This is a genomic window from endosymbiont of Ridgeia piscesae (assembly GCF_001443665.1).
Classification (GTDB): Bacteria; Pseudomonadota; Gammaproteobacteria; order Chromatiales; family Chromatiaceae; genus Endoriftia; species Endoriftia persephonae.
In genome coordinates this window covers 17,595-40,798 of record NZ_KQ557121.1, presented here as the reverse complement: position 1 = coordinate 40,798, position 23,204 = coordinate 17,595, and the positions used below count along the sequence as shown (strand labels likewise).

Sequence of the window (23,204 nt, the reverse complement as noted above, 5' to 3'; positions counted from 1 at the left end):
AAGGAAAGGCAAACCCGAGAGGCCTGAATAAATGAGCGAAGTAACCGTAGCGCAGCTTGCAAAGGTGGTTGGTATTCCCGCAGATCGTCTGTTGGGACAGCTGGTCGATGCCGGTATTCAGGCCAAAGGTCTCGACGACCCGATTAGCGATGAGGAAAAATCGCGCCTGCTCAGCCATCTGCGCAAAAGCCATGGCAAACAGGGGAAGTCGATTGTCAGCTCGCCGAGCAAGGTGACGCTGCGACGCAAAACCGTGAGCGAACTGCGCCAGCCCACGGCAAGTGGACGCAGCACCCCGAGTCGGAGAGCGCCTGTCGGCGCCAGTAAAACCGTCAGCGTGGAGGTACGCAAGAAGCGGACCTATGTGAAACGCAGTGCGGTAGAGACCAGCGAATCTGCCCTGAAAGAGGCTGAAGAGGCGCGTAAGGCGCTCGAGGCACAGGCGGCCGAGCAGGCCAAGATCGAGGCCGAGGCCGAGGCGCGGCGTAATGCTGAGCAGGAGAGGCAGCACGCCGAAGAGGCGGCAGGCCGTCTCAAGGCGGAACAGGAGGCAAAAGCAGCGGAAGAGTTGCGCCAAAAAGAGGAAAAGCTTCGCCTGGCTGCCGAAGAAGAGCAGCGCAAACAGGCTGAGCTGAAGCGCCAGGAAGAAGAGGCGCGCAAGCAGAAAGAGGCCGGGCGTGCCGCTAAGCCACGGAGTGAGCCCAAAAAACCGGCCGAAAGCAAAGGTCCGGGTAAAGATTCCCGCTTCGCCCGCAAAGAGCTGCATGTTTCAGCAGACAAACGCGGCAAGCGCAAAAAGAGGCAGCCGCCTGGAGCGCGTCGGCGCGGACGTCAGGGTGCGGCGCCGGAGAATCAGGAGCATGGCTTCAAGCGCCCCACCGCACCGGTGGTGCGTGAGGTACTGATCCCAGAGAGCATTGCCGTGGCGGAACTGGCTCAGCGCATGGCGTTGAAGGCGGCCGAGGTGATCAAGGTGCTGATGAAGATGGGCATGATGGTCACCATCAACCAGCCGCTCGACCGGGATACCGCCGTGCTGGTGGTGGAAGAGCTGGGGCATACCCCGGTCGAACAGAAGGACGAGGATGTCGAGGCGGAGCTACTGAGTGCGGATGAAGATAGCGAGATGCTGGGCGAGGCGGTGACACGCCCGCCGGTGGTCACCATCATGGGCCATGTCGACCACGGCAAGACCTCGTTGCTCGATTACATCCGCACCAGCCGGGTGGCGGCGGGCGAAGCCGGCGGCATCACCCAGCACATCGGTGCCTACCATGTGGATACCAAGAAAGGTACCGTTTCCTTCCTCGATACCCCCGGCCACGCTGCTTTTACCGCGATGCGTGCCCGCGGCGCCAAGGTCACCGATATCGTAATCCTGGTGGTGGCCGCCGATGATGGCGTGATGCCACAGACCAAAGAGGCAATCCAGCACGCCAAGGCCGCTGATGTGCCGCTGATCGTGGCGATCAACAAGATCGACAAAGAGGATGCTAACCCCGACCGGGTGATCCAGGAACTCTCCCAGGAGGAGGTGATTCCCGAGGAGTGGGGTGGCGATACTCAGTTTATACGGGTCTCTGCAAAGACAGGTCAGGGCATCGACGAACTGCTTGACGCGATCCTGCTGCAGTCGGAGGTACTGGAGCTGAAGGCAGTGGCTGACGGCCCGGCTGTTGGCTCCATCGTCGAATCCTCCCTTGATAAGGGGCGCGGTCCGGTGGCTACTGTGTTGGTACGTTCCGGTACCCTCAAGCGTGGCGACATGATCGTCTCGGGTCGGGAGTTCGGCCGGGTGCGTGCTATGTTCGACGAGAACGGCCACTCAGTGAAGTCGGCCGGTCCCTCGATCCCGGTGGTGGTGTTGGGCCTCTCCGGCACTCCCGAAGCGGGTGACGACATGCGCGTGATGAGCGATGAACGGCGCGCCCGTGAGCTAGCCGAACTGCGTCATGAGCGCCAGCGCGATACCCGCCTGGCAGCACAGAAGGCGGCCAAGCTCGATGAGATGTTCAGCAAGATGGCCGAGGGTGAGACCCAGACCCTCAACGTTATCCTCAAGGCAGACGTGCAGGGCTCGGTGGAGGCGCTTAAAGAGTCCCTGGTGAAGACCTCCACCGACGAGGTGAAGGTGCGGGTGGTTGCCTCCGGAGTTGGCGGTATCACCGAATCGGACGCCAACCTGGCGGTCACTTCCGGCGCCATCATCATCGGCTTCAACGTGCGTGGCGATGCCGGCGCGCGCCGGGTGGTGGAGGAGCAGGGCATCGACATGCGCTACTACAGCATCATCTACGAGATCATTGATGATGTGAAAAAGGCCCTCAGCGGCATGCTCTCACCGGAGATCCGTGAGGAGATCATCGGTATGGCCGAGGTGCGCGACGTGTTTCGCAACTCCAAGATCGGTGCCATTGCCGGCTGCATGGTCACCGAGGGTACAGTCAAGCGCAACAATCCGATCCGCGTGCTGCGCGACAATGTGGTGATCTACGAAGGCTCACTAGAGTCGCTGCGTCGCTTCAAGGACGACGTCAGTGAGGTCAAGGCGGGCACCGAGTGCGGTATCGGCGTGAAAAACTACAATGACGTGCAGCCAGGCGACCAGATCGAGGTATTCGAACGCACCGAAGTGGCACGGGTGATCGAGTAAGCCATGGCGCGTGATTTTAAGCGTAGCGACCGGGTTGGTGCACAGATCCAGCGCGATCTGGCAGAGCTGATCCGTAGCGAGGTCGGTGATCCGGGCCTTGGCATGGTCACCATCCAGGAGGTCCGGGTGGTACGTGATCTGTCTGTCGCCAAGGTCTTCTATACCGTGATGAGCGCCAGTCTCAGCCTGGCGGAGTGCACCAAGCTGCTGAACCAGCAGGCGAGCCATCTGCGCTGGCTGTTGGGGCAGGGGCTGAAGATTCGCACAGTGCCCAAGCTCAAGTTTGTTTTTGATGAGTCGGTAGGGCGGGGCCAGCATCTGACGCAGCTGATTGAAGAGGCGGTGAGCCGCACCGCTGACGAACCGGAATAATCCGGTATTGGTATTACCTGGCCCGATCGGTTGCCATCAAGGCAGCGCCGGTTAGCCTCAGATTAGAGAGTTGAAGTAGAAGATGGGACGTGGTCGCAATCGGGGGCGCAATATCAGCGGTGTGTTCCTGCTGGATAAGCCGGAAGGCATTACCTCGAACAAGGCCTTGCAGGAGGTCAAGTTTTTCTACAAGGCGGCGAAGGCGGGCCATACCGGCAGCCTCGATCCGCTTGCCACTGGCCTGTTGCCGATCTGCTTTGGCGAGGCGACCAAGCTGTCGGCGTTTCTGCTCGATGCAGACAAACACTACCAGGTGCGGATCCGGCTCGGGGTGACTACCACCACAGCCGATGCCGAGGGCGAGGTGGTTGAAGAGCGGGATGCCTCCGGGGTTAGCGAGGCGCAGATCCGTGACACGCTCGCTGACTTTCGCGGCGAGCAGCAACAGCTACCGCCGATGTACTCCGCCATCAAACACAAGGGCGAGCGCCTCTACAATCTGGCGCGTAAGGGTATCGAGGTGGAGCGCGAGCCGCGCACCATCCATATTCACGCGCTGGAGTTACTGTCGTGCGAGCTGCCCGAGTTCGAGCTCGATGTGCACTGCTCCAAAGGCACCTATGTGCGGACCCTCGCCGAGGATATCGGCAAGGCATTAGGCTGCGGCGCCTATGTCAGCGGCCTGCGGCGCACCGGGGTTGGGCCCTATGACGGTGCCGAAATGGTGACTCTGGCCGAGCTCAAAGAGGCCTGGCAGGAGCGCCGCTTCGATGAGATGGACCAGATGCTCCTGCCGCTGGAGAGCGCCTTGGAGAACTGGCCAGAGGTCGTCCTCTCCCCTGACATGCTTTTCTACTTGCGTCAGGGGCAGCCGATCCTGGTGCCGAAGGCCCCCACTGAAGGTTGGGTGCGGCTCTACGCCAACGGTGACGAGTTCATCGGTGTGGGCCAGATCCTCGATGATGGTCGGGTCGCCCCCAAGCGTATGATGCAGGCAGCGAATTAAGACCGACTAAGGTGTTTTTCCGATTTGAAGAGGCGCCTTGAACGGCGCATACTCACCCGCTTTTGGCAGACCCACTTCGGGGCTGCCTGATTAACCGGCCGGATCCCCTCTGAGCTCATTGTTGGAGGGGCAAAGTGAAGGCCTTCTACAGACGCCACAGCTACTTAGGAGTAGACGTCATGGCAATGAGCGCAGCAGAAAAGAACGCAATCGTTGAAGAGTACAAACGCGGACCGAACGACACAGGTTCCCCCGAGGTGCAGGTAGCCCTGCTGACCTCGCGTATCCTTCAGCTCACTGAACACTTCAAAGAGCATAAGCAGGACCACCACTCCCGTCAGGGCCTGGTGCGCATGGTCAACTCCCGCCGCAAGCTGCTCGACTACCTGAAGAATAAAGACGTGGATCGTTACCGCGATCTGATCTCCCGACTAGGTCTGCGCCGCTAAGCGCATCGTCAATTCTGCACAGAGGACAAAGAGAGTGACTGCAATCAAAAAAGAGTTTCAGTGGGGTGAGCACAAGGTCTCCTTAGAGACCGGTGAGATCGCCCGCCAGGCTGACGGCGCGGTGCTGGTCAATATGGACGACACCGTGGTCCTGGCCACCGTGGTCGGGGCCGGCCCGATCCCGGGTCGCGACTTCTTTCCGCTGACAGTGGATTATCAGGAGAAGACCTATGCCGCGGGTAAGATCCCCGGAGGTTTCTTCCGCCGCGAGGGGCGCCCGAGTGAGAAGGAGATCCTCACCTCGCGTCTGATCGATCGTCCGATCCGTCCGCTGTTCCCCAAGGGCTACAACAGTGAGGTTCAGGTGATCCTCACCGTGAAGTCCCTCAATCCGGCAGTGGATCCTGAGATCCCGGCTCTGATCGGCGCCTCCGCGGCGCTGGCCATCTCTGGCCTGCCGTTCAACGGTCCGGTCGGTGCCTGCCGTGTCGGCTACAAGGATGGCGAGTACATCCTCAACGCTGCCAGCACCGGCCTGAGCGCCGATTCTGATCTCGATCTGATCGTCGCCGGTACCGAAGAGGCGGTGTTGATGGTGGAGTCCGAGGCCAATGAGCTCTCCGAAGAGGTGATGCTGGGCGCAGTCCTGTTCGGTCACGAACAATCCCAGATCGTGATCGACACGATCAATGCACTGGCTGCCGAGGTGGGCAAGGCCGCGGGCGAGTTTGAGTCGCCGACAGTGGATGAAGCGCTGACCGCGGCGGTTGCCGAAGCAGCAGAGGCGGGGATGGGTGATGCCTACAGCATCGCCGACAAGCTGGAGCGCTATGCCGCTGCCGATGCAGTGAAAGAGGCGACCCTGGAGAAACTCTGCAGCGCTGCTGAGGGCGAAGAGCCCCGCTGGAGCACCGACGAGGTCAAGGGTGCCCTGGAGAAGCTGAAGAAGCGGATCGTGCGCGGCCGTATCCTCGACGGTGAGCCGCGCATCGATGGTCGCGACACCCGCACTGTGCGCCCGATCAGCGTGCGCACCGGTGTGCTGCCGCGTACCCACGGTTCGGCCCTGTTCACCCGCGGTGAGACTCAGGCGCTGGTGGTCACCACCCTCGGCACCGAGCGCGACAGCCAGATCATCGATGCGCTGGAGGGCGAGCGCCGCGAGTCCTTCATGCTGCACTACAACTTCCCGCCCTTCTGTGTTGGCGAGACCGGTCGCGTTGGTAGCCCCAAACGTCGCGAGATTGGCCACGGTCGTCTCGCCAAACGCGGCGTGCTGGCCTGCATGCCGACCCTGGCGGAGTTCCCCTACGCGATCCGAGTGGTCTCCGAGATCACCGAGTCGAACGGCTCCTCCTCGATGGCATCGGTGTGTGGCACCAGCCTCTCGCTGATGGACGCCGGTGTGCCGTTAAAGGCACCGGTGGCCGGTGTGGCGATGGGCCTGATCAAAGAGGATGAGCGTTTTGCTGTGCTCACCGACATCATGGGCGACGAGGATCACCTCGGCGACATGGACTTCAAGGTCGCCGGTACCGCCCAGGGCATCAACGCCCTGCAGATGGATATCAAGATCAACGGCATCACCAAGGAGATCATGGAGATCGCCCTGGAGCAGGCCAAAGAGGGACGTTTGCACATCCTCGACGAGATGAACCGCGTGATCTCCTCGCATCGGGGTGAGATGTCCGAGCACGCGCCGCGTATCATCGAGATCAAGATCAACCCGGACAAGATCCGCGATGTGATCGGCAAGGGTGGTGTGACCATCCGCGGCATCACCGAGGCGACCGGTGCCACCGTCGACATCACCGACGATGGCATCGTGAAGATCTTCTCGGTCGACAAGGCGGCCGGTGAAGAGGCGAAGAAGCGCGTTGAGCTGATCACCGCGGATGTCGAGGTCGGTACCGTCTACGAGGGCAAGGTCGCCCGCCTGATGGACTTCGGCGCCTTTGTCACCATCCTGCCCGGCAAGGATGGTCTGGTGCATATCTCGCAGATATCCAACGAGCGAGTGGAGAAGGTGAGCGACAAGCTCTCCGAAGGGGATAACATCCGCGTCAAGGTACTGGAGGTGGATAAGCAGGGTCGCATCCGTCTCTCCATGAAGGCGGTGGAGGAGGGGGAGTAATCCTGCTCTGACAGTGTCGATGAGAAAGGGGCCCGCGGGCCCCTTTTTTGTGCCTATCTCATTCTCATTATGCTGGCGTGGCGTCTTTGTTTTCGCTCAATCCCAACTGCTCCATGATCGCCAGGCGGAAGCGTTCCAGCCCCTGCTGCACCAGCTCATAGGTCTTATCGACATTCTGCTCGATCTCGCCGTTGAGGATCTCCAGCCCCTTGAGGATCCCCCTCGCCTCTGCAAAACCCTGTTCGATGCCGCCACCGATCAGTTCAATGAACTCGTTCAGTGCGCTGTCCTGCTCCATCTCGGGGTGGTTCTCAAGAAAGCCGCCAAAGAAGCCGGTGGCGAAGCCGACGATGCGTTCGGCGGTGGCCTCGGGGGTGAAATCCTGCTTGGCGGCTTGTTCGATAGCCTGGGGGCCGAGTTCGGGCGCCAGTATCTCATTGAGCTTTGCCAGGGCACTGCGGTAGAGCAGCTCCAGGGGCTGCTGGCTGGCTTGCAGGTTGAGCGCTTCGCTGGTTGCAGCTGTGCTTAGAGTGGCCCCGCTCTTGGCGTCTCTGCTGGGTGGGGTGAGTGGAGAGGGCAGGGGTTGGATAAGGTTCTGCTCGAGACTCTGTAGTGGCATTGCTGCGACCTCGAAGATTTGGTTGATCTACCCACAGTATGGACAATCAATGGCCAGGTAATTCGGCGCTGGGGCAGATTGGGAAATAACCGCATCATAGGGTCTGGTGGTTGGGCTGACAGATGTGCTGCATTTCCTGTTGGTGAGAGCGGGCTTTGTGCTTAGTATGGAGCCGGCCACTTGTGCAATCGTTCATCAAAGGGGAACAGCTATGCCAGAGATTCCACACTTCTCTCACCTAATTGCGGAACAGACCCCTCCTGCTGGTCAGATTGAGGTGCTGGCCCCTTTTGACCGCACCCCGATCGCGACAGTCGACACGCTGGACGCAGCCGGGGTCGAGCAGGCGCTGGCGACGGCTGAGACGCTGTTTCGCAATAAGGATGGCTGGCTGCCTGTCTGGCGGCGTACTGAGATCCTTGAGCGTGCCCGGCAGATTATGATCGGGCGGGCCGAGGAGCTGGCGCTGGAGGCGGCTCGTGAGGGCGGCAAGCCGTTGAGTGATTCACGGGTGGAGGTGGCGCGTGCCATCGACGGTATGCAGCTCTGCATCGAGACCCTGCGCACCGAAGCGGGCGAGGAGATCCCGATGGGGTTGACCCAGGCCTCGGTGGGACGGCTCGCCTTCACTCGTCGTGAACCGATTGGGGTGATGGTGGCGCTCTCTGCCTTCAACCACCCGCTCAACTTGATCGTACACCAGGCGGGGCCGGCAGTGGCCGCCGGTTGCCCGGTGATCGTCAAACCGGCCTCTGACACTCCGCTCTCCTGCCTGCGTTTTATCCAGATCCTGCATGAGGCGGGTCTGCCGAAAGGCTGGGCCCAGGCGCTGCTAACCGAGGATCAGACCACCGCTGGCCAGCTGGCAACCGATGCGCGGGTCGGCTTTCTCTCCTTCATCGGTTCGGCGAAGGTCGGCTGGTGGCTGCGCTCACAGCTGGCGCCGGGTACCCGTTGTGCGCTGGAACACGGCGGGGTGGCGCCGGTGATCGTCGCTGCCGATGCGGACTTGAACGATACCATCCCACTGCTGGCCAAGGGCGGCTTCTACCACGCCGGGCAGGTCTGTGTGTCGGTGCAGCGGGTGTTTGCCGAGGCCTCCATCGCGCGTGAGCTGGCCGAGCGGCTCAAGGTGCAGGCGCAGCAGATGAAGGTGGGCGATCCGACCTTGGCGGAGACCGCGGTGGGGCCGCTGATCCGGCCTGCAGAGACGCAACGCATCCATGAGTGGGTGGAGGAGGCTGTCGCCGCCGGGACTGAGTGCCTGTGTGGTGGTGAACCGCTCTCAGAGACCTGCTATCCGGCAACGGTGCTCTACGATCCGCCGTCGCAGGTACGGGTCAGTCAGCAAGAGGTGTTCGGTCCGGTGATCTGTGTCTATCCCTATACGGATATGGATGAGGCGATCGAACGAGCCAACAGTCTGCCCTATGTGTTTCAGGCGGCGGTCTTTACGAAAAATCTGGATCAGGCAATGCGCGCCTACCGCCGGCTCGATGCATCGGCGGTGATGGTCAATGATTTCACCGCCTTTCGCGTTGACTGGATGCCTTTTGCCGGGTTGCGTCAGTCAGGGTTGGGGGTTGGCGGCATTCCCCACACTTATCGTGATATGCAGGTCGAGAAGATGATGGTGGTGCGTTCGCCAGAACTCTGAAGCTGATCCGTTTCTTCTCATTCCCTACAGTTTTGGTTAGCATCAGCGCATCACGGTGGGGCGAGGTAAAAATTCATGGGTGATGAAACGCAGGCATCGGCAGCAAGCAGTAGCGAGCCGGTGTCGGACCAGCAGTTGGTACGTGCTGTCACCTCTTTTGAGGCGATCATTCTCAGCCAGATCGAGGTCAAGAAGCATCTCGTCGACCGGCTGAATTACAGCATTCGCACCGGAGTCATCATCCTGGGCCTGATTGCCGTCTCAATCCTAATCCTGTTGCTGACACTCTCCTCCCAGATCACCCGGATCTCCAACGTTGTCGCCGATATGAACCACAATTTCACCAGCGTCTCGGGGGAGATGGGGCGTATCGAGAACTACATCTCCTCCATGGAACGACGGGTCTCGCGGATGGATAGCATTACTGTGCAGACCGAGACGATGAACCGCGAGATGCAGGGCATCGCTCAGGATCTGACGCAGATGGAAGGCACCATCGGTGGCATCAGAAATCATATGACCGAGGTGCGCGGCAAGATTGACAATATCTCCGTCTCGATCAACCAGATGAACGGCGAGGTGCAGATGATGGGGCAGGATATGCACCGTATGGGGCAGCCAGCCCGCACCATGAACAAGATGTTCCCGTTTCCCTAGGAGTTTGTGATGTCAGAGGATCCAAAACGCCTGTTTGTCCAGATGGTGGGGCGTCTGGGACGGGAGACCCAGTTCCATTTGGATGAACGCCAGCACCACTTCCATATCACCAATATCGTGCTGATGGTGGTCTCAGCCCTCCTGCTGGTGGTGGCCGTCTTCAATGTCTACTACATCCACATCCTCTCTAATGACCTTAACGGTATTGTCGACAATATGGATTCGATGCATACCAATCTGGAGGTGGTGAGGGTCAATATGAACCGCATCACCGACAAGGTGGAGAGCATCGATAAGCATATGGGCAACATGGACCAGATCACTGCCCATACCGAGGCGATGGGTCAGCTGATGCCGGGGGTGGGTGATTCGATGGGTAAGATCGGCTCTGTAATGGTCTCAATCGACCAGGAGATGGGCCAGATGAGCCGGAGTATGGGGAATATCGATCAGCGCTTTCGCCATATGACCGGCGGTGTCTCGGTGATGCGGTACAACGTGCGGCAGATGTCTCGGCCAATGGGGGTGATAAATCCAGCGTTGCCCTAACTCTTGATGCTTTTACCTTCGTTAATCCTGATGCAGAAATGGATTGGCATAACCATGCGTGTGCCGTGCCCGGTTCAGCCGGTGGCAGAGTTGCCAGATATTGATGGATCGTTTGAGAACGGAAAACGGAATGGAACCGATCAGATCGTTGGTTCAAGCACTTATTTTGGCTCTCCTGCTGGGGTTACCATGTGCAGATGCGGTAGTTGCCGCAGGGTTGGATGAAGACCCTGTTACCAGGGTAGGGCAGATAAAGGAACTGCTGGACAGCTATCGAGGCAGGCAGTCGAAGCTGCAACAGGCTAAGGCAGAGCTTGACCAGGTAATTGCCGCGCATCCTGAGTATGCGCCAGCTCTTTGTAAGCAGGCGCATACTATCGGAAATGGGCGCACCTGCTACTGAATGAAGGGGATGCTGAGGCGGCACAGCCTTTTTTTGATGAGAAAAACCGGCTTTAGTCCGGGAAATGAGCCTGACACAGCGACGCTCCCGGTCCGGGGGCAAGATTCAGGTGATCTGCAGGTTGCCCCGGCCGTTCTCCTGCAGCTGCTGGACCACATCCACCACGGCTTCGGTCAGGTACTGCAGATCTGCTGCCTCGATGATGTAGGGTGGCATCAGATAGACCAGTCGTCCAAACGGCCGCAGCCAGACGCCTCGCTCGACAAACGCCGGCTGCACGCTGCGCATCTCCACCGGGGCAGTCAGCTCCACCACGCCAATCGCCCCCAACACTCTCACATCGGCCACCGACGGCAGCCCTCGACAGGCCTCCAGGCCACTGCGCATGCCTGATTCGATGGCTTCCACCCGAGCCTGCCAGGGGGAGTTCAGTAGTAGTTGGATGCTGGCCAGAGCGGTGGCGCAGGCCAGCGGGTTGGCCATGAAGGTGGGGCCGTGCATGAACAGACCAGGCTCCCCTGATGAGATGGTGGCGGCGACATCTTGCGTAGCGAGAGTCGCAGCCAGGGTCATGTAACCGCCGGTCAGGGCCTTGCCCAGACAGAGGATGTCCGGGCTGACGCCGGCGTGCTCACAGGCAAACAGACGGCCGCTGCGACCGAAGCCGGTGGCGATCTCGTCGAAGATCAGCAGCACGCCGTAGCGGTCACACAGCTGGCGCAGGTGCCGCAGATAGTCGGCGGAGTAGAAGCGCATACCACCGGCCCCTTGCACCACCGGTTCAAGGATCACCGCGGCGATCTGCTGATGATCCTTCGCCAGGCGTTCAGCCATCGGCGCCATGTCCGTATCGTCGCAGGGCTCGCCAAACGGGCGGCTCGGGGCGTCGACAAAAAATTGCTGCACTAGGGCATCGCGAAACAGCCCGTGCATGCCGTTGACCGGATCGCACACCGACATCGCGCCAAAGGTGTCGCCATGGTAGCCATTGCGGATGGTAAGAAAGCGCTGCTTCGACGGTTTACCGCGGGCGTGCCAGTATTGGATGGCCATCTTCATCGCCACCTCCACCGCCACCGAGCCGGAATCGGCAAAGAAGACACACTGCAACGGCTCGGGGGTCAGCTCCACCAGCCGTTGCGCCAGCTCCACCGCCGGCTGGTGGGTCAGCCCGCCGAACATGACGTGAGACATGGAGCTGAGCTGATCCTGCACCGCACGGTTCAGTTCCGGGTGGTTGTAGCCGTGGATCGCACTCCACCAAGAGGACATACCGTCGATCAACTCGCGCCCGTCGCTGAGGCGTAGCCGCACCCCTTTGGCGGAGGCCACCGGGAACACCGGCAGATCAGCTCCAATGGCGCTGTAGGGGTGCCAGACGTGTTGTCGGTCGAGCTGGAGCAGGGTTTCACTATCCATTCTATTCAAGCTGCCTGGGTGATGAGGTGATTTTCCAGGGATAATATCAGTATCTGCAACCGTTCAATGGCCCACTGAAGGGGGGGGTAGAATAGCCGTTATAGATCCGGAGTAGACGGCGTTGTAGTACGAGTACCGCTTAAAACTGAAGTAGTCCCACCCGACTTTGCGCCTTCTGGGAGTTTCTGATGTCACCCCGTCGCCAGCAGGAACTGGATGAACTGGTGGCGGTGGTGCCCCTGGTTGAGACTGATGGAGGCGATGCGCCTAGGTCGATCCTCGAGCGTATCCGCTACTATCTACTGGAGGCGGGCGAGAAAGGTCTATCAAACCAATAATCAACTGGTGAAACAGCTGTGTAAGTATCTGGACGACCAGGCTTGGCTGGAGAATAAGCGGATCATGGAACTGGTGCGTAGCATCGAAAAATGAGCCATCCTGATCAAGGATGAGCCGCCTGATGATGTCGCTTTGCCAGCGTCGATGGATTGCACCCACAGCTGGCGCTTGTCATGTCCCGGGTGCTCTACACGCCGCCCCAAGTCAAAAAGTCGAACGTACTGGAGCAGTGGTCGGGCGCTACCTGCCTGATTGGGGGATGAAGAGCTATTTTCCCTTGGCCTTTGTTCCTCTGACCGGGGAGCACTAGATGAAAGAGTCGTCCGTACCAGCATGGGAGCATTTTCACCACGTCGCCGATATCGGCGTGCGTGGTAGCGGCTACACTCTAGCCGAGGCCTTCGAACAAGCCGCGCTGGCCATGACGGCGGTGATCGTCGAGCCCGATACGGTGGCAGGTAGCGAGACGATAGAGCTCAATGTCTCGGCCCCTGACGAGGAGCTGCTGCTGACCGAGTGGTTGAATGCCTTGATCTATGAGATGGCGACACGCCATATGCTGTTCACACGCTTCCAGGTCAAGATCTGTGATCATGAACTACAGGGCAAGGCCTGGGGCGAACCGATTGACATTGCCCGCCATCAGCCCGCAGTGGAGATCAAGGGCGCGACCTTTACGGAGTTGCGTGTATGGCTGGATGAAGACGGCCTGTGGCATGCGCAGTGCGTGGTCGACGTGTAGCAAGGAGTGAAAAGATGGAATTCAGACCCCTAGCCACCGAATCACCCTACGCTTGGCGGATCGCGCCCCAGGGCAGGATGCGGGTGCCAGCCATCATCTATGCCGATCACATGCTGATCGAGGCCATGGACCACAAGGTCTTCAAACAGCTCAGCAATGTCGCCAGCCTGCCCGGCATCCAGCAGGCTGCCTACGCCATGCCAGATGCCCACTGGGGTTATGGTTTTCCCATCGGTGGTGTGGCGGCGTTTGATCCGGATGAAGGTGGCGTGGTCTCGGGCGGCGGCGTCGGTTTCGACATCTCCTGCGGCGTACGAACCCTGCACACCGGCCTGACGCTCGATCAGTTGCGCCCCCACAAAAAGGCCTTGGCCGACCTGCTGGCTGTGGCCATCCCGGCGGGCCTGGGCAGTACAGGCACTATAAAGCTGACACATCGAGAGATGGACCAGATGCTGATTGGCGGTGCCGCCTGGGCGGTACAGCAGGGCTACGGCAGTGAGGCCGACCTGCTCCGCACCGAGGAGCATGGCTGCATGGCCGGAGCCAACCCGGCCGATGTCTCGGAAAAGGCCAAGGAGCGACAGCGCCGCGAGATGGGAACTCTGGGTTCCGGCAATCACTACCTGGAGGTCCAGCTGGTCGCCCAGGTCTATGATGCCGAAACTGCGGCCGCCTTCGATCTCAGGGAAGGCGAGATCGTGATCAGCATCCACTGCGGGTCGCGTGGCCTGGGCCATCAGATCGGCACTGAGTTCCTCAAGTTCATGGCCACCAAGGCCAAGGATCACGGCATCTGGCTGCCGGACCGCGAATTGGCCTGCGCGCCGATCGAGTCCAAGCTCGGGCAGTCCTACCTCGGGGCCATGCGTGCCGGTATCAACTGCGCCCTGGCCAACCGTCAGATTCTCACCCATCTTACCCGCGAGGTATGCGACGACGTCCTGCCCGGCACCCAGCTGACGCTGCTTTATGATGTCTCACACAATACTTGTAAACGCGAGACCCACAGGATCGACGGTAAGGAAAAACAGCTGTTCGTACATCGCAAGGGTGCGACCCTGGCGCTCGGTCCCGGACACCCCGACCTGCCGGATGGTCTGCGCGAGGTTGGACAGCCGGTGATCATCGGCGGCTCCATGGGCACCGAGTCCTACATATTGGCCGGTGTTAAAGAGAGCGAAAAGCTGGCATTCAGCTCCGCTTGCCATGGCGCGGGCCGTGCTATGAGCCGCCACCAGGCGACCAAGCGCTGGCATGGCAGGAACGTTATCAAGGAACTGGAGACCCGCGGCATTCTGATCCGCAGCCCATCCCTGCGTGGCGTGGCCGAAGAGGCGCCGGGTGCCTACAAGGATGTCAGCCGAGTAGTCGATGTCGCCCATCAGGCCGGGCTATCGCGCAAGGTGGCGCGCCTTGAGCCACTGATCTGCGTGAAGGGATGAGCATCCATCGCATAGTGGTCGTGGAAATAGTGGGACAGCGGGCTGGTTTGTTCTTGTGATCGCGTGAACAGCGAGTGCGTTATCCGCTTCTGGGATTGGATTGAGGGGATGATATGACTGCCGTTTCTTCCAACGCCAGGCACAGGTCTTGAAGCATGTGCGGAGAGAGCCGGATGCCGTGCTCTTGGTGCAGGTGCCGGGCGATCTCCTCGGCATCTCGGGGAACGGGCTTCATCTTGCCGACGAACGTCGTCAGATCCTCCAGGAGCGCCCACGGATAGGTCAACCAGCGCCATTTCACGATCTTGCGGGCATGGAAATCGGGCGTGAAGTGCGATTGGATCTTGTGATGGATCACGGCGATGCGAACAATCGCAGGTGCGCCGCGGGTACGCAAATGCGCGAGGGCGATCTCGAAGGTATCGCCGCTGTCGCTGACGTCGTCGACTAGAAGGACCCGCCGGCCGCTGACATGGGCAGAGAGGGGTATTTCACCTTCGCACGCGCCTGCTTGTGGGGTCCGTGGTAATGCTCGATCTTGAAACTGGTCAGATCCATGAGATCGAGGAAATCGGCCAGAATGCGACCGATGACCCAGCCACCGTGACCGATGGCCACGATGATGTCAGGGCGAAAGCCGCTGGCGCGAAGCCGTTCCGCAAGCCGGCGACACAGGCCGTAACTCTGATGCCAGGTAATCAGTTCGCAGGGTTTTCCCAACTCAATGCACAGCAGTAAGATGACCGTGGCGCGCACCACGCATCAACTCATGGAAATGCTCGCTGTCCACCATAAGCAGGTGCTCATGATCACCGGCCTCGAAATAGACATTGGCTAGGCTGCTCAGATCCTCGTCCAGCATCATATCGATGCCATAGGCACTACCCAATGGCGGAATGGCGCCCAGATCACAGTCACTGAACAGACGGCCGATCTCTTCCTCACTGGCCATCCGCAGATCTCGGCCGAGCTCCTCGCTCAGACGCCGCCGGTCGAGCCACTGGTCACCAGGAATCACGGCCAGCATATAACCGATGTTGTCCTTCATCAGCACGCCCTTGGCGATATGATCATCGGGCACATGGGCTGCCAGGGCCGCCTGAGGACTGGTTGCAGTCTTGGCATGTTCAAGCACTTCATAGGGAATATGCCGCTCATTCAGCATGTTCATAACAGATGTAGCAATAGTCATGGCTCTATCTCCCATACTGGGCACTTGCGCAAGGTGCAACTGCAGGTTCGGGTTAAATGCGGAAAGCCGACCAGGTGGAAAGCCTAATGGTCACATTCATCTACCCAGCCGGCATTCCAGGGGGATAACTTAAAAATAGCCCAAATCCATTGCCTATGCTCTCAATAGGGCAAAGATAAACGAATATTCGGCTCGCCATTATGCAAGGTAAAACCGGCATCCACGACCCGGTCGCCTACCACGCCTGGTACAGCACCCCACGCGGGAGCCGGATCGCCGGGCAAGAGCTGGAGCTGATGCTCAAACTGCTGCCATTCAAGCCGGGAGAAAAACTGCTGGATGTCGGCTGCGGCACGGGCTACTTTAGCAGCCGTTTCACCGACGCAGGGCTTACAGTAACTGGTCTCGACCCGGACCCGGCCGCACTGGGCTTCGCCCGTAAACTGGACCAGCGTATCGGCCATATCCAGGGCCACAGCGGGGCACTTCCCTTCACCGACGGCGCTTTCGACCACAGTGCCGCAGTAACCAGCCTCTGTTTTGTGGCCGATCCTGCCCGTGCCCTGGAGGAACTGTGGCGAGTCAGCCGCAAAAGCGTCATTCTGGGCCTGCTGTACCGCCGCAGCCTATTGTGGCTGTATAAGGCCGGCCGTGGCAGTTACCAAGGTGCTCGCTGGGATCTCCTGGATGAGGTAAGGCAATGGACACAGGGGCTCCAGCCCACACCAGAGATCCGGGCTGGATGGACAGTGTTTTTCCCCTCTGGTGGCGCCATCGCACAGCGGCTTGATCGATTCATTCCCGACTCGCTGCCCCTGGGAGGATTTCTGGTAGTTTGCCTGTACCGAAGGTCAGGGTTCTAGCCCGCGTATTGCAGGATCAATCGCAAAGAAGGCATCAAGGCCGCCGTTCAGTCCTCTTCCTGCTCGATGCTGCAGCAGTGCTGCACCCAATCTCGCCGGACAGTAAAATGCCTTCACGCAGTTTGCTTGGCCTGAATGCGGTGCAACCTTTCACGCCTTGATGATAGGCGCTTTCGTACAATGAGCGGAATGCCTCGAAGATATCGAGATGCACCGATACTTGATCTCCCAGATATGGCGTGCAATCGTAGTAACGAGCGCGTCGTCGGCTATAGCCGCTACCTTGGGTCGTCACCGCTGGTCGGTATGGTCTCCACCAGGGGAACGAAAGCAACGCTGAGAATATTGCGAGTATGGCTGTTGCCCTCCCGGTCCTTTTCTACCAGCATCAGTTCCTGATAGCTGTACGGCTGCCCGACCGGGATCACCAGCCTGCCTCCCGGTCTGAGCTGTTCTACGAGGGCGGGGGGGATATGGCCGGCCGCCGCCGTGACGATGACACCATCGTAGGGGGCATGTTCCGGCCAGCCCAGGTAGCCGTTTCCGGTCTGCACATCTGCGAGAGTATGGCGGTCTGGTAGCCCGAGCCGGTGCCGATCTCGAGGATGGTGTGGTCGGGCTCGGGCTGCAGCAAGTCGGTCATTAAGGCCACGATGTAGGGCTGGGATATGGTCTGCCCGTGACCAATTGGCAATGGACCGTTGTCGAAGGCGGCATGTTTCAGCTCTGGGGGCACGAACTCCTCCCGCGGCACCTTGCGCATGGCCGCCATGACCCGCGGCTCGAAGTGATCCCGGTCGATCATGTTGCGGGTGAAGTCGATCTCGCTTTTGATATCGTCGATCATCCGCTGCCGCTCGCGCTGCGTGCTCATGTACCCTGCTCCCAGGAAGTAAGATAGCTCCGCTGTTCAGGCGTCAGCTCATCGATGATGATCTCCATGGTCGCCTCCAGGGTGCGTAGCGGATCGACCTCGGTAATGACAATGTTGGCCCCGTGCCCCGCAGCGGGTGTTGTTCATGGAATCACTCCATGAGCCCGTACAAGACGGGCATCTCCTGCAATGCCCATTCGATACGCCGCTGGCCCTGCTTCGCCAGGGCCGGGTCGAGGATGTTCGCGCCTGTCGCGATCCCCATTTTCTCCCCCTAAGCAAACGTAGATTGAGTTAGATGCGCAACAAGGTCGCGTTTTGCGCTTATCGACCCTGTTTAAGCACATCGCAATCGGTACATTGCTCTTTAATCTATAGACCACAGTTGCCATGTCGGCTGCATCCGTTCTTGAGCCTGTGGATATTGGGCTCAACTCTATTTACATTCATGTAATGGCGACTGACTTACCTAAACACTCCTGGCCCGTTCTGCCCAGCTCCGCCACTGATATTGTTGGCACCCTCCTCGCGGGTGACCGGCAGATATTGCTGTTCGGCCCATCCGGTGTTGGCAAGTCGACATTGGCTGCGGAATTGGCGCGTACGCTGGACAATTCTGACCGTAGCTGCCTGTGTATCAGTGCTGACCCGGGTAGCCCGGCATTTGGCGTTCCCGGCACCCTGTCGTTGGGTCAATGGGCCAATGATGGCTGGCAGGTCGTTGCCTACGAATCCTTGTGTACCCTGGATGCTGGCCGCTTTCGTTTGCCCCTGGTGACTGCAGTGCGTCGTCTGGCGCTGCTGTGCAAGAACGGCGTGATGTTACTGGACAGCCCCGGAGTGGTACGGGGCGTGGCTGGCCGCGAGCTGCTGGCAGGACTGGTGGAGGCCGCAGGGATAGATACGGTGCTTGCCCTTACTACAGCGGGCCGATCTCCTCCCCTTGCTGAGGAACTCCATGCCCTTACTGCCGAGGTATTCCTGGTGCATACCGCATCGGTGGTAAAGCGGCCCGGCAAACGCACGCGGGCCAGGCTGCGTACGGCGCAGTGGGACGGCTATTTGGTGGGTGCGAAAACACATTGCCTGAACCTGGGCGAAGTCAGACCCATTGGAACACCACCACCCCTTGAAGAACAGGCAGCCTGGATTGGAAGGCAGGTGGCCTTGTTAAAAGAAAACCGGACCGAGGCCATGGCCGAGGTACTGCACCTGGAGGAGGGCAGCCTGACTGTCATGACGCCACTGGAAGCCATCACGGCAGATTCATTACTGGTACGGGATGCGGTCCGTAGCACCAGTGGGCTGATGGAGACGGCGGAACCCTTTGCCGCTGGGCGCATTGCCTATCTGCCCCAACCAGAGGGGGTGACATTGGGAGAAGAAAGCGGCGGGCCACGCATTGTGGGTCGGGTCGGAGCGCTTGATCTGACCCTGCTCAATGGTGTGTTTGGCGACCCCCTGCTGCATCTGCGCATCCGTCATCTGGGTCGCAGCATGCTGTTTGATCTGGGAGACGGAAGTCGTTTGTCGGCACGGGTTGCCCACCAGGTGAGCGATGTATTCATCAGCCATGCTCACATGGATCACCTGAGTGGTTTTCAGTGGCTGTTGCGTTCACGGCTTGGCGAGTTTCCACCCTGCAGGATCTATGGACCACCGGGCCTGATAGAGCATGTTGTCTGTTTCATCAACAGCTTTCTGTGGGACCGCATCGGTAAGAATGGCCCCGCCTTTGAAGTGGCGGAACTCCACGGACAACGTCTTAAACGCGTTCGCCTACAGGCCGGCATAGCGGGGCGCGAGGTGCTGGAAGAGGTGGAGGTAACAGACGGTGTCCTGCTGGAAGAGTCGGGGTTTCGGGTTCGTACGGTGCAACTGGACCACCATACACCGGTGCTCGCCTATGCCCTGGAACTGGCGAAGACCCTCAACGTACGTAAGGATCGGTTGCAAGCACGGGGACTGGAGCCCGGGCCCTGGCTTACTGAGCTGAAGCAGCAACTCATGGCCGGCAACCTGAAGGCACCTGTCTACCTGCCAGACGGTAGCGAGGCCAGTGTGGGTGAACTGGGCGACGAACTGATACTGGTGATGCCAGGTAAGAAGCTGGTGTATGCCACCGACCTGGCCGATACGCCAGAAAACCGGGAAAAACTGGTAGCTCTGGCCCGTAATGCTCATACCCTGTTCTGTGAGGCCACCTTCAGCGAAGGTGATGCAGTGAATGCGGCGAAGAATGGTCATCTGACCACCCGTGCCGCGGGAGAGATCGCTACCGAGGCATGGGTATCCCGCCTGGTGCCGTTTCACTTCTCGCGCCGTTACCAGCAAAACCCGCAGCAGCTTTATGATGAACTAAGGGCTGCGTGTTCCCGTGTGGCACTTCCCGTATCCATGAAGGTATACGAATCTCCAATGAATACCCTAGCCAAACCCCCGCTTAAACTGGACTCAACAAATAATATGACACAGAAACAGGATAGCCAGATCCGCGCCATCTTGTTCGACTTTGGCGGGGTCATCGCCGCGGAGGGCTTCGTTGAAGGACTCAGAGCGATCGCCAGGCAGCAGGGGCTGGATGCCGAGATATTGCCGGCACAGGCGATGGACGCCGTATACGACTCGGGTTATGTCACGGGAAGAGGCAGTGAAGCGGCCTTCTGGGATCTGCTGCGAAAGCGCACGGGCATGACGGGTGACGATGTCTCACTGCGGCATGAGATACTGACGCGCTTCGTGGTGCGACCATGGATAATCCAACTGGTCCGGAAACTGCGGGCGCGTGGCTACATGACCGGCATCCTCAGTGATCAGACCGACTGGCTGGACCTGCTGGATGAACAGCAGCACTTTGCCGGTGAGTTCGATCACGCCTTCGTCAGCTATCGGCTCGCCAAGGGCAAGCGTGATGCCTCCCTCTTCGATGACACGGTACAGAGCCTGGGACTGGCACCACAGCAGGTCATCTTTATCGATGACGCACCTGGCAATATAGAACGGGCCTGCAGCTGTGGGATGAGGGGTTTGCTCTACACTGACCAGGACACCTTGATGGCGCAGCTTGCCGCCATGCTGGAGTAGCCGTGCAACGCCGTCGGATGCTTTCCTGGCTGGGCCTGGGGCTGCTTGGCCTTGGCAGCGGAGCCGTGGCCAGGGCGGGGACACAGCGCATGACTCATCATGAGACAGAGAACAAAACCGATCCCGTCACGCTGTTTCTCTGTGGCGACGTGATGACCGGTCGCGGCATCGATCAGGTACTGCCCCACCCCTCATCCCCCGAGATCTACGAATCCTATATGACCTCGGCCCTGGGCTATGTGGAGATTGCAGAAGAGGCCAACGGCCCCATCCCGGCACCGGTTGCCTTCGATTACATCTGGGGCGATGCGCTGACGGAGTTTATCCGGGTGGCACCGGATCTGCGTCTGATCAATCTGGAGACTGCCGTCACCCGCAGCGACAGCTACTGGCCGAGCAAGGGGATCAACTACCGCATGCACCCGGATAACTTCCCCTGCATCGAGGCAGCCGGCATCAACGGCTGTATCCTGGCCAACAACCATGTCTTGGACTGGGGCTATGACGGTCTGAAGGAGACACTCGATACCGTGGAGGCAGCCGGCATAAAGACCATAGGTGCAGGGCATAACGGCAAGGAGGCCAAGGCACCGGCAGTCTTTGAACTGGCTGGCGGACGGCGCGTGATAGTGCTGGCCTTTGCCCACCCCTCCAGCGGCGTGCCCCGGGCATGGCGGGCCGGTCCCGGGCGGGCGGGAGTCCGTCTTATGGAGAGTCTGTCCGAGGCGGGCATCGAGGAGGTCGCCAGCCAAGTGGCGGCGGTGAAGCAGGCGGGTGACCTGGTGGTTGTGTCCATCCACTGGGGCGGCAACTGGGGCTACCAAATCGCCAGTGAACAACAACGCTTTGCCTACGGCCTCATCGACCGGGCGGGCGTGGATGTGGTGCATGGCCACTCCTCCCATCACCCCAAGGGGATCGAGATCTACCACGACCGCCCCATACTCTACGGCTGCGGCGACTTCCTCAACGACTACGAAGGCATCGGCGGCTTTCCGCAGTACAGGGATGACCTGACGCTGATGTATTTCCTTACCCTGGAGCCGCACAGCGGCAGGTTGCTGCGCCTGCAGATGACACCGATGCAGATCAGGCGGTTTCGTCTGCAAACACCGTCGATGCAAGACAGACGATGGCTGGCACAAACCATGGGTAGAGAGTGCGGCCGCCTCGGTGCGGGGATAAAGGAGAATGCCCAGGGCCGTTTTGAGCTCTATTGACAATAAATTAGGCGGATTTCTCCGCCCGGTTTGAGCCGGTTCACCCCCAGTTCCATGGTGAGTGACTGAATCTGCCCTCAGGCGATCTTGATCCTTACCACGTTCATCACCTCAAACTCGATCCCGGCGACCATCTTGGTTGCTGGATAGTAGGTCAGGTTGACCCGCTGACCGGTGATGTTCTTGTATCGTTGCTTGCGTTTGTAGCTGAAGGAAACATCATACCCCTCCACCAGCAGGGTGTTGATGATCCACTCCCCCTCGTCCCGCTGCACATGGGAGATCACCTTGAGCATATCGGAGTGAACGAGCTTTGCGTGCCGCTTGAGCAGTTTTTCCGGTTCGGATTGCATGATGTTCCTCCGTCGGCCCCCTGTAGGGCCGGGATTTAATCCCAGTCCAGCAGCCGCTGTTCCCCCTCCAGGGTCTTGATGTCCGTAATATCCTGGGACATCTCGATAACGCCTCGATAGTTCTTCGCCTCGTCACGCACTGCAAAATAGCGGATCTGCACAAACCGGCCCTTCACGTGAATGCGGAAATCTGCCACATCCTTGGTGCCGCGTTTGAACTCCTCCAGGATTCGCAACACTGTGTCCACCGACTTCGGTGGGTGACAGTAACGTACCTCCCTGCCAATGATACCTGCACTGCGCGGGAACAGACGATCCTCACCCCGGTTATAGAAGACCACCCGGTCATTCTCGTCTACGTAGGTGATGTCCAGCGGCAGGTGCCGAAAGATGAGATTCACCTGCTCCGGGGTCATATACCCCTCGTCATAGTGAAAACGGTTCTCTGTGGCGAAGGGTAGTTCACCTGATCGCTCAACCTGGGAGGGGTGCACATACGCCTCCTTCTCTGCAGGAGCTGGATAGGGTGGCGGTGTCTCATTCAGCATCCAGCCTATCTCTTCGTCGCCAGCTCGCATGGCCTGCCACTCGGACTTATCCAGCAGCTGCAGCGCATTGGGTAGTAGCCGGGTCTCCTCCACGCTCATTAAGCGTGTCATCTCATCCTGCAGCAGGGGAAACAGCAGCGCCACCTGCTGCATATCCCCCGTCTCCAGTACCAGACGGACCTCTTTGATCCTGGCTCGGATGTCGTCGTGAAAGGCCCACATGTTCTTGCTCGGGGAGTCCCAGCCGTGGCGTTCGAGACAGGGGAACAGCTGGTTTTCCTTGCGCACATAGTGCAGATCCACCCCGGCGATCTGCTGGAACAGCTGCTCGAACCCCTCTCTCTCCGTGAGAGGGTCCAGTTGATTGATCTCGGCAAACAGCGCACGCAGCAGGCGGTTCTCTTCCAGATAGACCCTCACTGGGTGGCCTGGTTCGAACTGCTTCAGTTGCCCGGCGGCCAGCTTCTCCACCAGCACGTCGTGATAGAAGGCGGCCACTTTGGGGTTGGACTGGACAAATAGCCCCTCTTCTTCCAGCTCCTCGATAATCGTGGAAAATGTCTCCTTATCCAACGACTCACATGCGTCCCCAAAGTGGCGCATGGCGGCATCCGGGTCACCGCCGG

22 protein-coding genes and 1 pseudogene are annotated in these 23,204 nt (G+C 59.7%); 16 read left to right on the top strand and 7 right to left on the bottom strand.

What is annotated here, in order from left to right:
* Nucleotides 1-31 precede the first annotated feature (31 nt).
* The 5 genes from infB to pnp all read left to right on the top strand — a co-directional run bounded on the left by infB (nucleotide 32) and on the right by pnp (nucleotide 6,614).
* Nucleotides 32-2,653: a translation initiation factor IF-2 gene (gene infB / locus Ga0074115_RS04985; RefSeq protein ID WP_060528275.1), complete on the top strand. Its 2,622-nt coding sequence runs from the start codon at nucleotides 32-34 to the stop codon at nucleotides 2,651-2,653.
* 3 nt (nucleotides 2,654-2,656) lie between these two features.
* Nucleotides 2,657-3,025: a 30S ribosome-binding factor RbfA gene (gene rbfA, locus Ga0074115_RS04980; RefSeq protein ID WP_057956294.1), complete on the top strand. Its 369-nt coding sequence runs from the start codon at nucleotides 2,657-2,659 to the stop codon at nucleotides 3,023-3,025.
* A gap of 82 nt (nucleotides 3,026-3,107) precedes the next feature.
* Nucleotides 3,108-4,031 carry a tRNA pseudouridine(55) synthase TruB gene (truB, locus tag Ga0074115_RS04975; protein ID WP_005965046.1) on the top strand — a complete coding sequence of 308 codons (924 nt, stop codon included), beginning with the start codon at nucleotides 3,108-3,110 and terminating at the stop codon, nucleotides 4,029-4,031.
* A gap of 179 nt (nucleotides 4,032-4,210) precedes the next feature.
* Complete coding sequence (rpsO, locus tag Ga0074115_RS04970) at nucleotides 4,211-4,480, top strand: 30S ribosomal protein S15 (RefSeq protein ID WP_006474940.1); 270 nt, start codon at nucleotides 4,211-4,213, stop codon at nucleotides 4,478-4,480.
* A gap of 34 nt (nucleotides 4,481-4,514) precedes the next feature.
* On the top strand, nucleotides 4,515-6,614 hold the full coding sequence (gene pnp, locus Ga0074115_RS04965; RefSeq protein WP_057956295.1) for a polyribonucleotide nucleotidyltransferase: 2,100 nt from the start codon (nucleotides 4,515-4,517) through the stop codon (nucleotides 6,612-6,614).
* A gap of 67 nt (nucleotides 6,615-6,681) precedes the next feature.
* Here the strand turns inward: pnp and Ga0074115_RS04960 are convergent, their stop codons facing one another.
* Nucleotides 6,682-7,233 carry a DUF5610 domain-containing protein gene (locus Ga0074115_RS04960; protein WP_060528274.1) on the bottom strand — a complete coding sequence of 184 codons (552 nt, stop codon included), beginning with the start codon at nucleotides 7,231-7,233 and terminating at the stop codon, nucleotides 6,682-6,684.
* A 211-nt stretch (nucleotides 7,234-7,444) separates the two neighbouring features.
* On the opposite strand from Ga0074115_RS04960, the gene Ga0074115_RS04955 reads away from it, so the two are divergent.
* From Ga0074115_RS04955 to Ga0074115_RS04940, 4 genes are all read left to right on the top strand, one after another.
* Nucleotides 7,445-8,890, top strand: a complete 1,446-nt coding sequence (locus Ga0074115_RS04955) for an aldehyde dehydrogenase family protein (RefSeq protein WP_060528273.1) — start codon at nucleotides 7,445-7,447, stop codon at nucleotides 8,888-8,890.
* Nucleotides 8,891-8,965: 75 nt separating this feature from the next.
* Nucleotides 8,966-9,547, top strand: a complete 582-nt coding sequence (locus tag Ga0074115_RS04950) for a hypothetical protein (RefSeq protein ID WP_005965065.1) — start codon at nucleotides 8,966-8,968, stop codon at nucleotides 9,545-9,547.
* Nucleotides 9,548-9,556: 9 nt separating this feature from the next.
* Nucleotides 9,557-10,096 (top strand): hypothetical protein, encoded by a 540-nt coding sequence (locus Ga0074115_RS04945; RefSeq protein WP_057956298.1) that lies wholly within the window; start codon nucleotides 9,557-9,559, stop codon nucleotides 10,094-10,096.
* Nucleotides 10,097-10,226: 130 nt separating this feature from the next.
* Nucleotides 10,227-10,499, top strand: a complete 273-nt coding sequence (locus tag Ga0074115_RS04940; protein WP_057956299.1) for a hypothetical protein — start codon at nucleotides 10,227-10,229, stop codon at nucleotides 10,497-10,499.
* Nucleotides 10,500-10,604: 105 nt separating this feature from the next.
* On the opposite strand, the gene bioA is transcribed toward Ga0074115_RS04940, so the two are convergent.
* On the bottom strand, nucleotides 10,605-11,918 hold the full coding sequence (gene bioA / locus Ga0074115_RS04935; protein ID WP_057956300.1) for an adenosylmethionine--8-amino-7-oxononanoate transaminase: 1,314 nt from the start codon (nucleotides 11,916-11,918) through the stop codon (nucleotides 10,605-10,607).
* Between the two features lie 188 nt (nucleotides 11,919-12,106).
* Here bioA and Ga0074115_RS04930 point away from each other — a divergent pair, with 188 nt between their 5' ends.
* The 3 genes from Ga0074115_RS04930 to Ga0074115_RS04920 all read left to right on the top strand — a co-directional run bounded on the left by Ga0074115_RS04930 (nucleotide 12,107) and on the right by Ga0074115_RS04920 (nucleotide 14,444).
* The gene (locus Ga0074115_RS04930; RefSeq protein WP_232432909.1) at nucleotides 12,107-12,256 is read left to right on the top strand and encodes a pseudouridine synthase; all 150 of its coding nucleotides are present in this window, start codon (nucleotides 12,107-12,109) and stop codon (nucleotides 12,254-12,256) included.
* Nucleotides 12,257-12,567: 311 nt separating this feature from the next.
* Nucleotides 12,568-12,999: an archease gene (locus Ga0074115_RS04925; protein ID WP_060528272.1), complete on the top strand. Its 432-nt coding sequence runs from the start codon at nucleotides 12,568-12,570 to the stop codon at nucleotides 12,997-12,999.
* A 14-nt stretch (nucleotides 13,000-13,013) separates the two neighbouring features.
* On the top strand, nucleotides 13,014-14,444 hold the full coding sequence (locus tag Ga0074115_RS04920) for an RtcB family protein (RefSeq protein WP_057956302.1): 1,431 nt from the start codon (nucleotides 13,014-13,016) through the stop codon (nucleotides 14,442-14,444).
* 79 nt (nucleotides 14,445-14,523) lie between these two features.
* Here the strand turns inward: Ga0074115_RS04920 and Ga0074115_RS16600 are convergent, their stop codons facing one another.
* On the bottom strand, nucleotides 14,524-14,934 hold the full coding sequence (locus Ga0074115_RS16600; protein ID WP_232432913.1) for a phosphoribosyltransferase: 411 nt from the start codon (nucleotides 14,932-14,934) through the stop codon (nucleotides 14,524-14,526).
* A 38-nt stretch (nucleotides 14,935-14,972) separates the two neighbouring features.
* Here Ga0074115_RS16600 and Ga0074115_RS16595 point away from each other — a divergent pair, with 38 nt between their 5' ends.
* Entirely contained in the window at nucleotides 14,973-15,182 is a 210-nt protein-coding gene (locus Ga0074115_RS16595) for a hypothetical protein (RefSeq protein WP_232432908.1), read from the top strand.
* Here the strand turns inward: Ga0074115_RS16595 and Ga0074115_RS04905 are convergent.
* Nucleotides 15,166-15,636 carry an aminoacyl-tRNA deacylase gene (locus tag Ga0074115_RS04905; protein ID WP_039960769.1) on the bottom strand — a complete coding sequence of 157 codons (471 nt, stop codon included), beginning with the start codon at nucleotides 15,634-15,636 and terminating at the stop codon, nucleotides 15,166-15,168. The genes Ga0074115_RS16595 and Ga0074115_RS04905 overlap by 17 nt on opposite strands.
* 200 nt (nucleotides 15,637-15,836) lie before the next feature.
* On the opposite strand from Ga0074115_RS04905, the gene Ga0074115_RS04900 reads away from it, so the two are divergent.
* Nucleotides 15,837-16,499 (top strand): class I SAM-dependent methyltransferase, encoded by a 663-nt coding sequence (locus Ga0074115_RS04900; RefSeq protein ID WP_057957201.1) that lies wholly within the window; start codon nucleotides 15,837-15,839, stop codon nucleotides 16,497-16,499.
* Between the two features lie 278 nt (nucleotides 16,500-16,777).
* Here the strand turns inward: Ga0074115_RS04900 and Ga0074115_RS04895 are convergent.
* Nucleotides 16,778-17,373, bottom strand: a pseudogene (locus Ga0074115_RS04895) (protein-L-isoaspartate O-methyltransferase family protein).
* A 453-nt stretch (nucleotides 17,374-17,826) separates the two neighbouring features.
* Between Ga0074115_RS04895 and Ga0074115_RS04890 the strand changes: the two are divergent.
* Together Ga0074115_RS04890 and Ga0074115_RS04885 are read left to right on the top strand one after the other, a co-directional pair.
* Nucleotides 17,827-20,457 (top strand): HAD-IA family hydrolase, encoded by a 2,631-nt coding sequence (locus tag Ga0074115_RS04890; protein ID WP_087959734.1) that lies wholly within the window; start codon nucleotides 17,827-17,829, stop codon nucleotides 20,455-20,457.
* Nucleotides 20,458-20,546: 89 nt separating this feature from the next.
* Complete coding sequence (locus Ga0074115_RS04885; RefSeq protein ID WP_060528296.1) at nucleotides 20,547-21,677, top strand: CapA family protein; 1,131 nt, start codon at nucleotides 20,547-20,549, stop codon at nucleotides 21,675-21,677.
* Nucleotides 21,678-21,754: 77 nt separating this feature from the next.
* Here Ga0074115_RS04885 and Ga0074115_RS04880 read toward each other — a convergent pair whose 3' ends face one another.
* Together Ga0074115_RS04880 and Ga0074115_RS04875 are read right to left on the bottom strand one after the other, a co-directional pair.
* Nucleotides 21,755-22,030, bottom strand: a complete 276-nt coding sequence (locus Ga0074115_RS04880; RefSeq protein ID WP_057957352.1) for a hypothetical protein — start codon at nucleotides 22,028-22,030, stop codon at nucleotides 21,755-21,757.
* A gap of 35 nt (nucleotides 22,031-22,065) precedes the next feature.
* Nucleotides 22,066-23,025, bottom strand: coding sequence for a DUF438 domain-containing protein (locus Ga0074115_RS04875; RefSeq protein WP_060528295.1), 960 nt, complete (start codon nucleotides 23,023-23,025; stop codon nucleotides 22,066-22,068).
* Nucleotides 23,026-23,204: the final 179 nt, after the last annotated feature.

Coding starts and splice junctions, on each gene's coding strand:
- bioA (WP_057956300.1), bottom strand. CDS start 11,918: ATGGATAGTGAAACCCTGCTCCAGCTCGACCGACAACACGTCTGGCAC.
- rpsO (WP_006474940.1), top strand. CDS start 4,211: ATGGCAATGAGCGCAGCAGAAAAGAACGCAATCGTTGAAGAGTACAAA.
- infB (WP_060528275.1), top strand. CDS start 32: ATGAGCGAAGTAACCGTAGCGCAGCTTGCAAAGGTGGTTGGTATTCCC.
- Ga0074115_RS04950 (WP_005965065.1), top strand. CDS start 8,966: ATGGGTGATGAAACGCAGGCATCGGCAGCAAGCAGTAGCGAGCCGGTG.
- Ga0074115_RS04890 (WP_087959734.1), top strand. CDS start 17,827: ATGGCGACTGACTTACCTAAACACTCCTGGCCCGTTCTGCCCAGCTCC.
- Ga0074115_RS16595 (WP_232432908.1), top strand. CDS start 14,973: ATGCTCGATCTTGAAACTGGTCAGATCCATGAGATCGAGGAAATCGGC.
- rbfA (WP_057956294.1), top strand. CDS start 2,657: ATGGCGCGTGATTTTAAGCGTAGCGACCGGGTTGGTGCACAGATCCAG.
- Ga0074115_RS04880 (WP_057957352.1), bottom strand. CDS start 22,030: ATGCAATCCGAACCGGAAAAACTGCTCAAGCGGCACGCAAAGCTCGTT.
- Ga0074115_RS04945 (WP_057956298.1), top strand. CDS start 9,557: ATGTCAGAGGATCCAAAACGCCTGTTTGTCCAGATGGTGGGGCGTCTG.
- Ga0074115_RS04960 (WP_060528274.1), bottom strand. CDS start 7,233: ATGCCACTACAGAGTCTCGAGCAGAACCTTATCCAACCCCTGCCCTCT.
- Ga0074115_RS04885 (WP_060528296.1), top strand. CDS start 20,547: ATGACTCATCATGAGACAGAGAACAAAACCGATCCCGTCACGCTGTTT.
- Ga0074115_RS04920 (WP_057956302.1), top strand. CDS start 13,014: ATGGAATTCAGACCCCTAGCCACCGAATCACCCTACGCTTGGCGGATC.
- Ga0074115_RS04930 (WP_232432909.1), top strand. CDS start 12,107: ATGTCACCCCGTCGCCAGCAGGAACTGGATGAACTGGTGGCGGTGGTG.
- truB (WP_005965046.1), top strand. CDS start 3,108: ATGGGACGTGGTCGCAATCGGGGGCGCAATATCAGCGGTGTGTTCCTG.
- Ga0074115_RS04905 (WP_039960769.1), bottom strand. CDS start 15,636: ATGACTATTGCTACATCTGTTATGAACATGCTGAATGAGCGGCATATT.
- Ga0074115_RS04900 (WP_057957201.1), top strand. CDS start 15,837: ATGCAAGGTAAAACCGGCATCCACGACCCGGTCGCCTACCACGCCTGG.
- Ga0074115_RS04955 (WP_060528273.1), top strand. CDS start 7,445: ATGCCAGAGATTCCACACTTCTCTCACCTAATTGCGGAACAGACCCCT.
- Ga0074115_RS04925 (WP_060528272.1), top strand. CDS start 12,568: ATGAAAGAGTCGTCCGTACCAGCATGGGAGCATTTTCACCACGTCGCC.
- Ga0074115_RS04940 (WP_057956299.1), top strand. CDS start 10,227: ATGGAACCGATCAGATCGTTGGTTCAAGCACTTATTTTGGCTCTCCTG.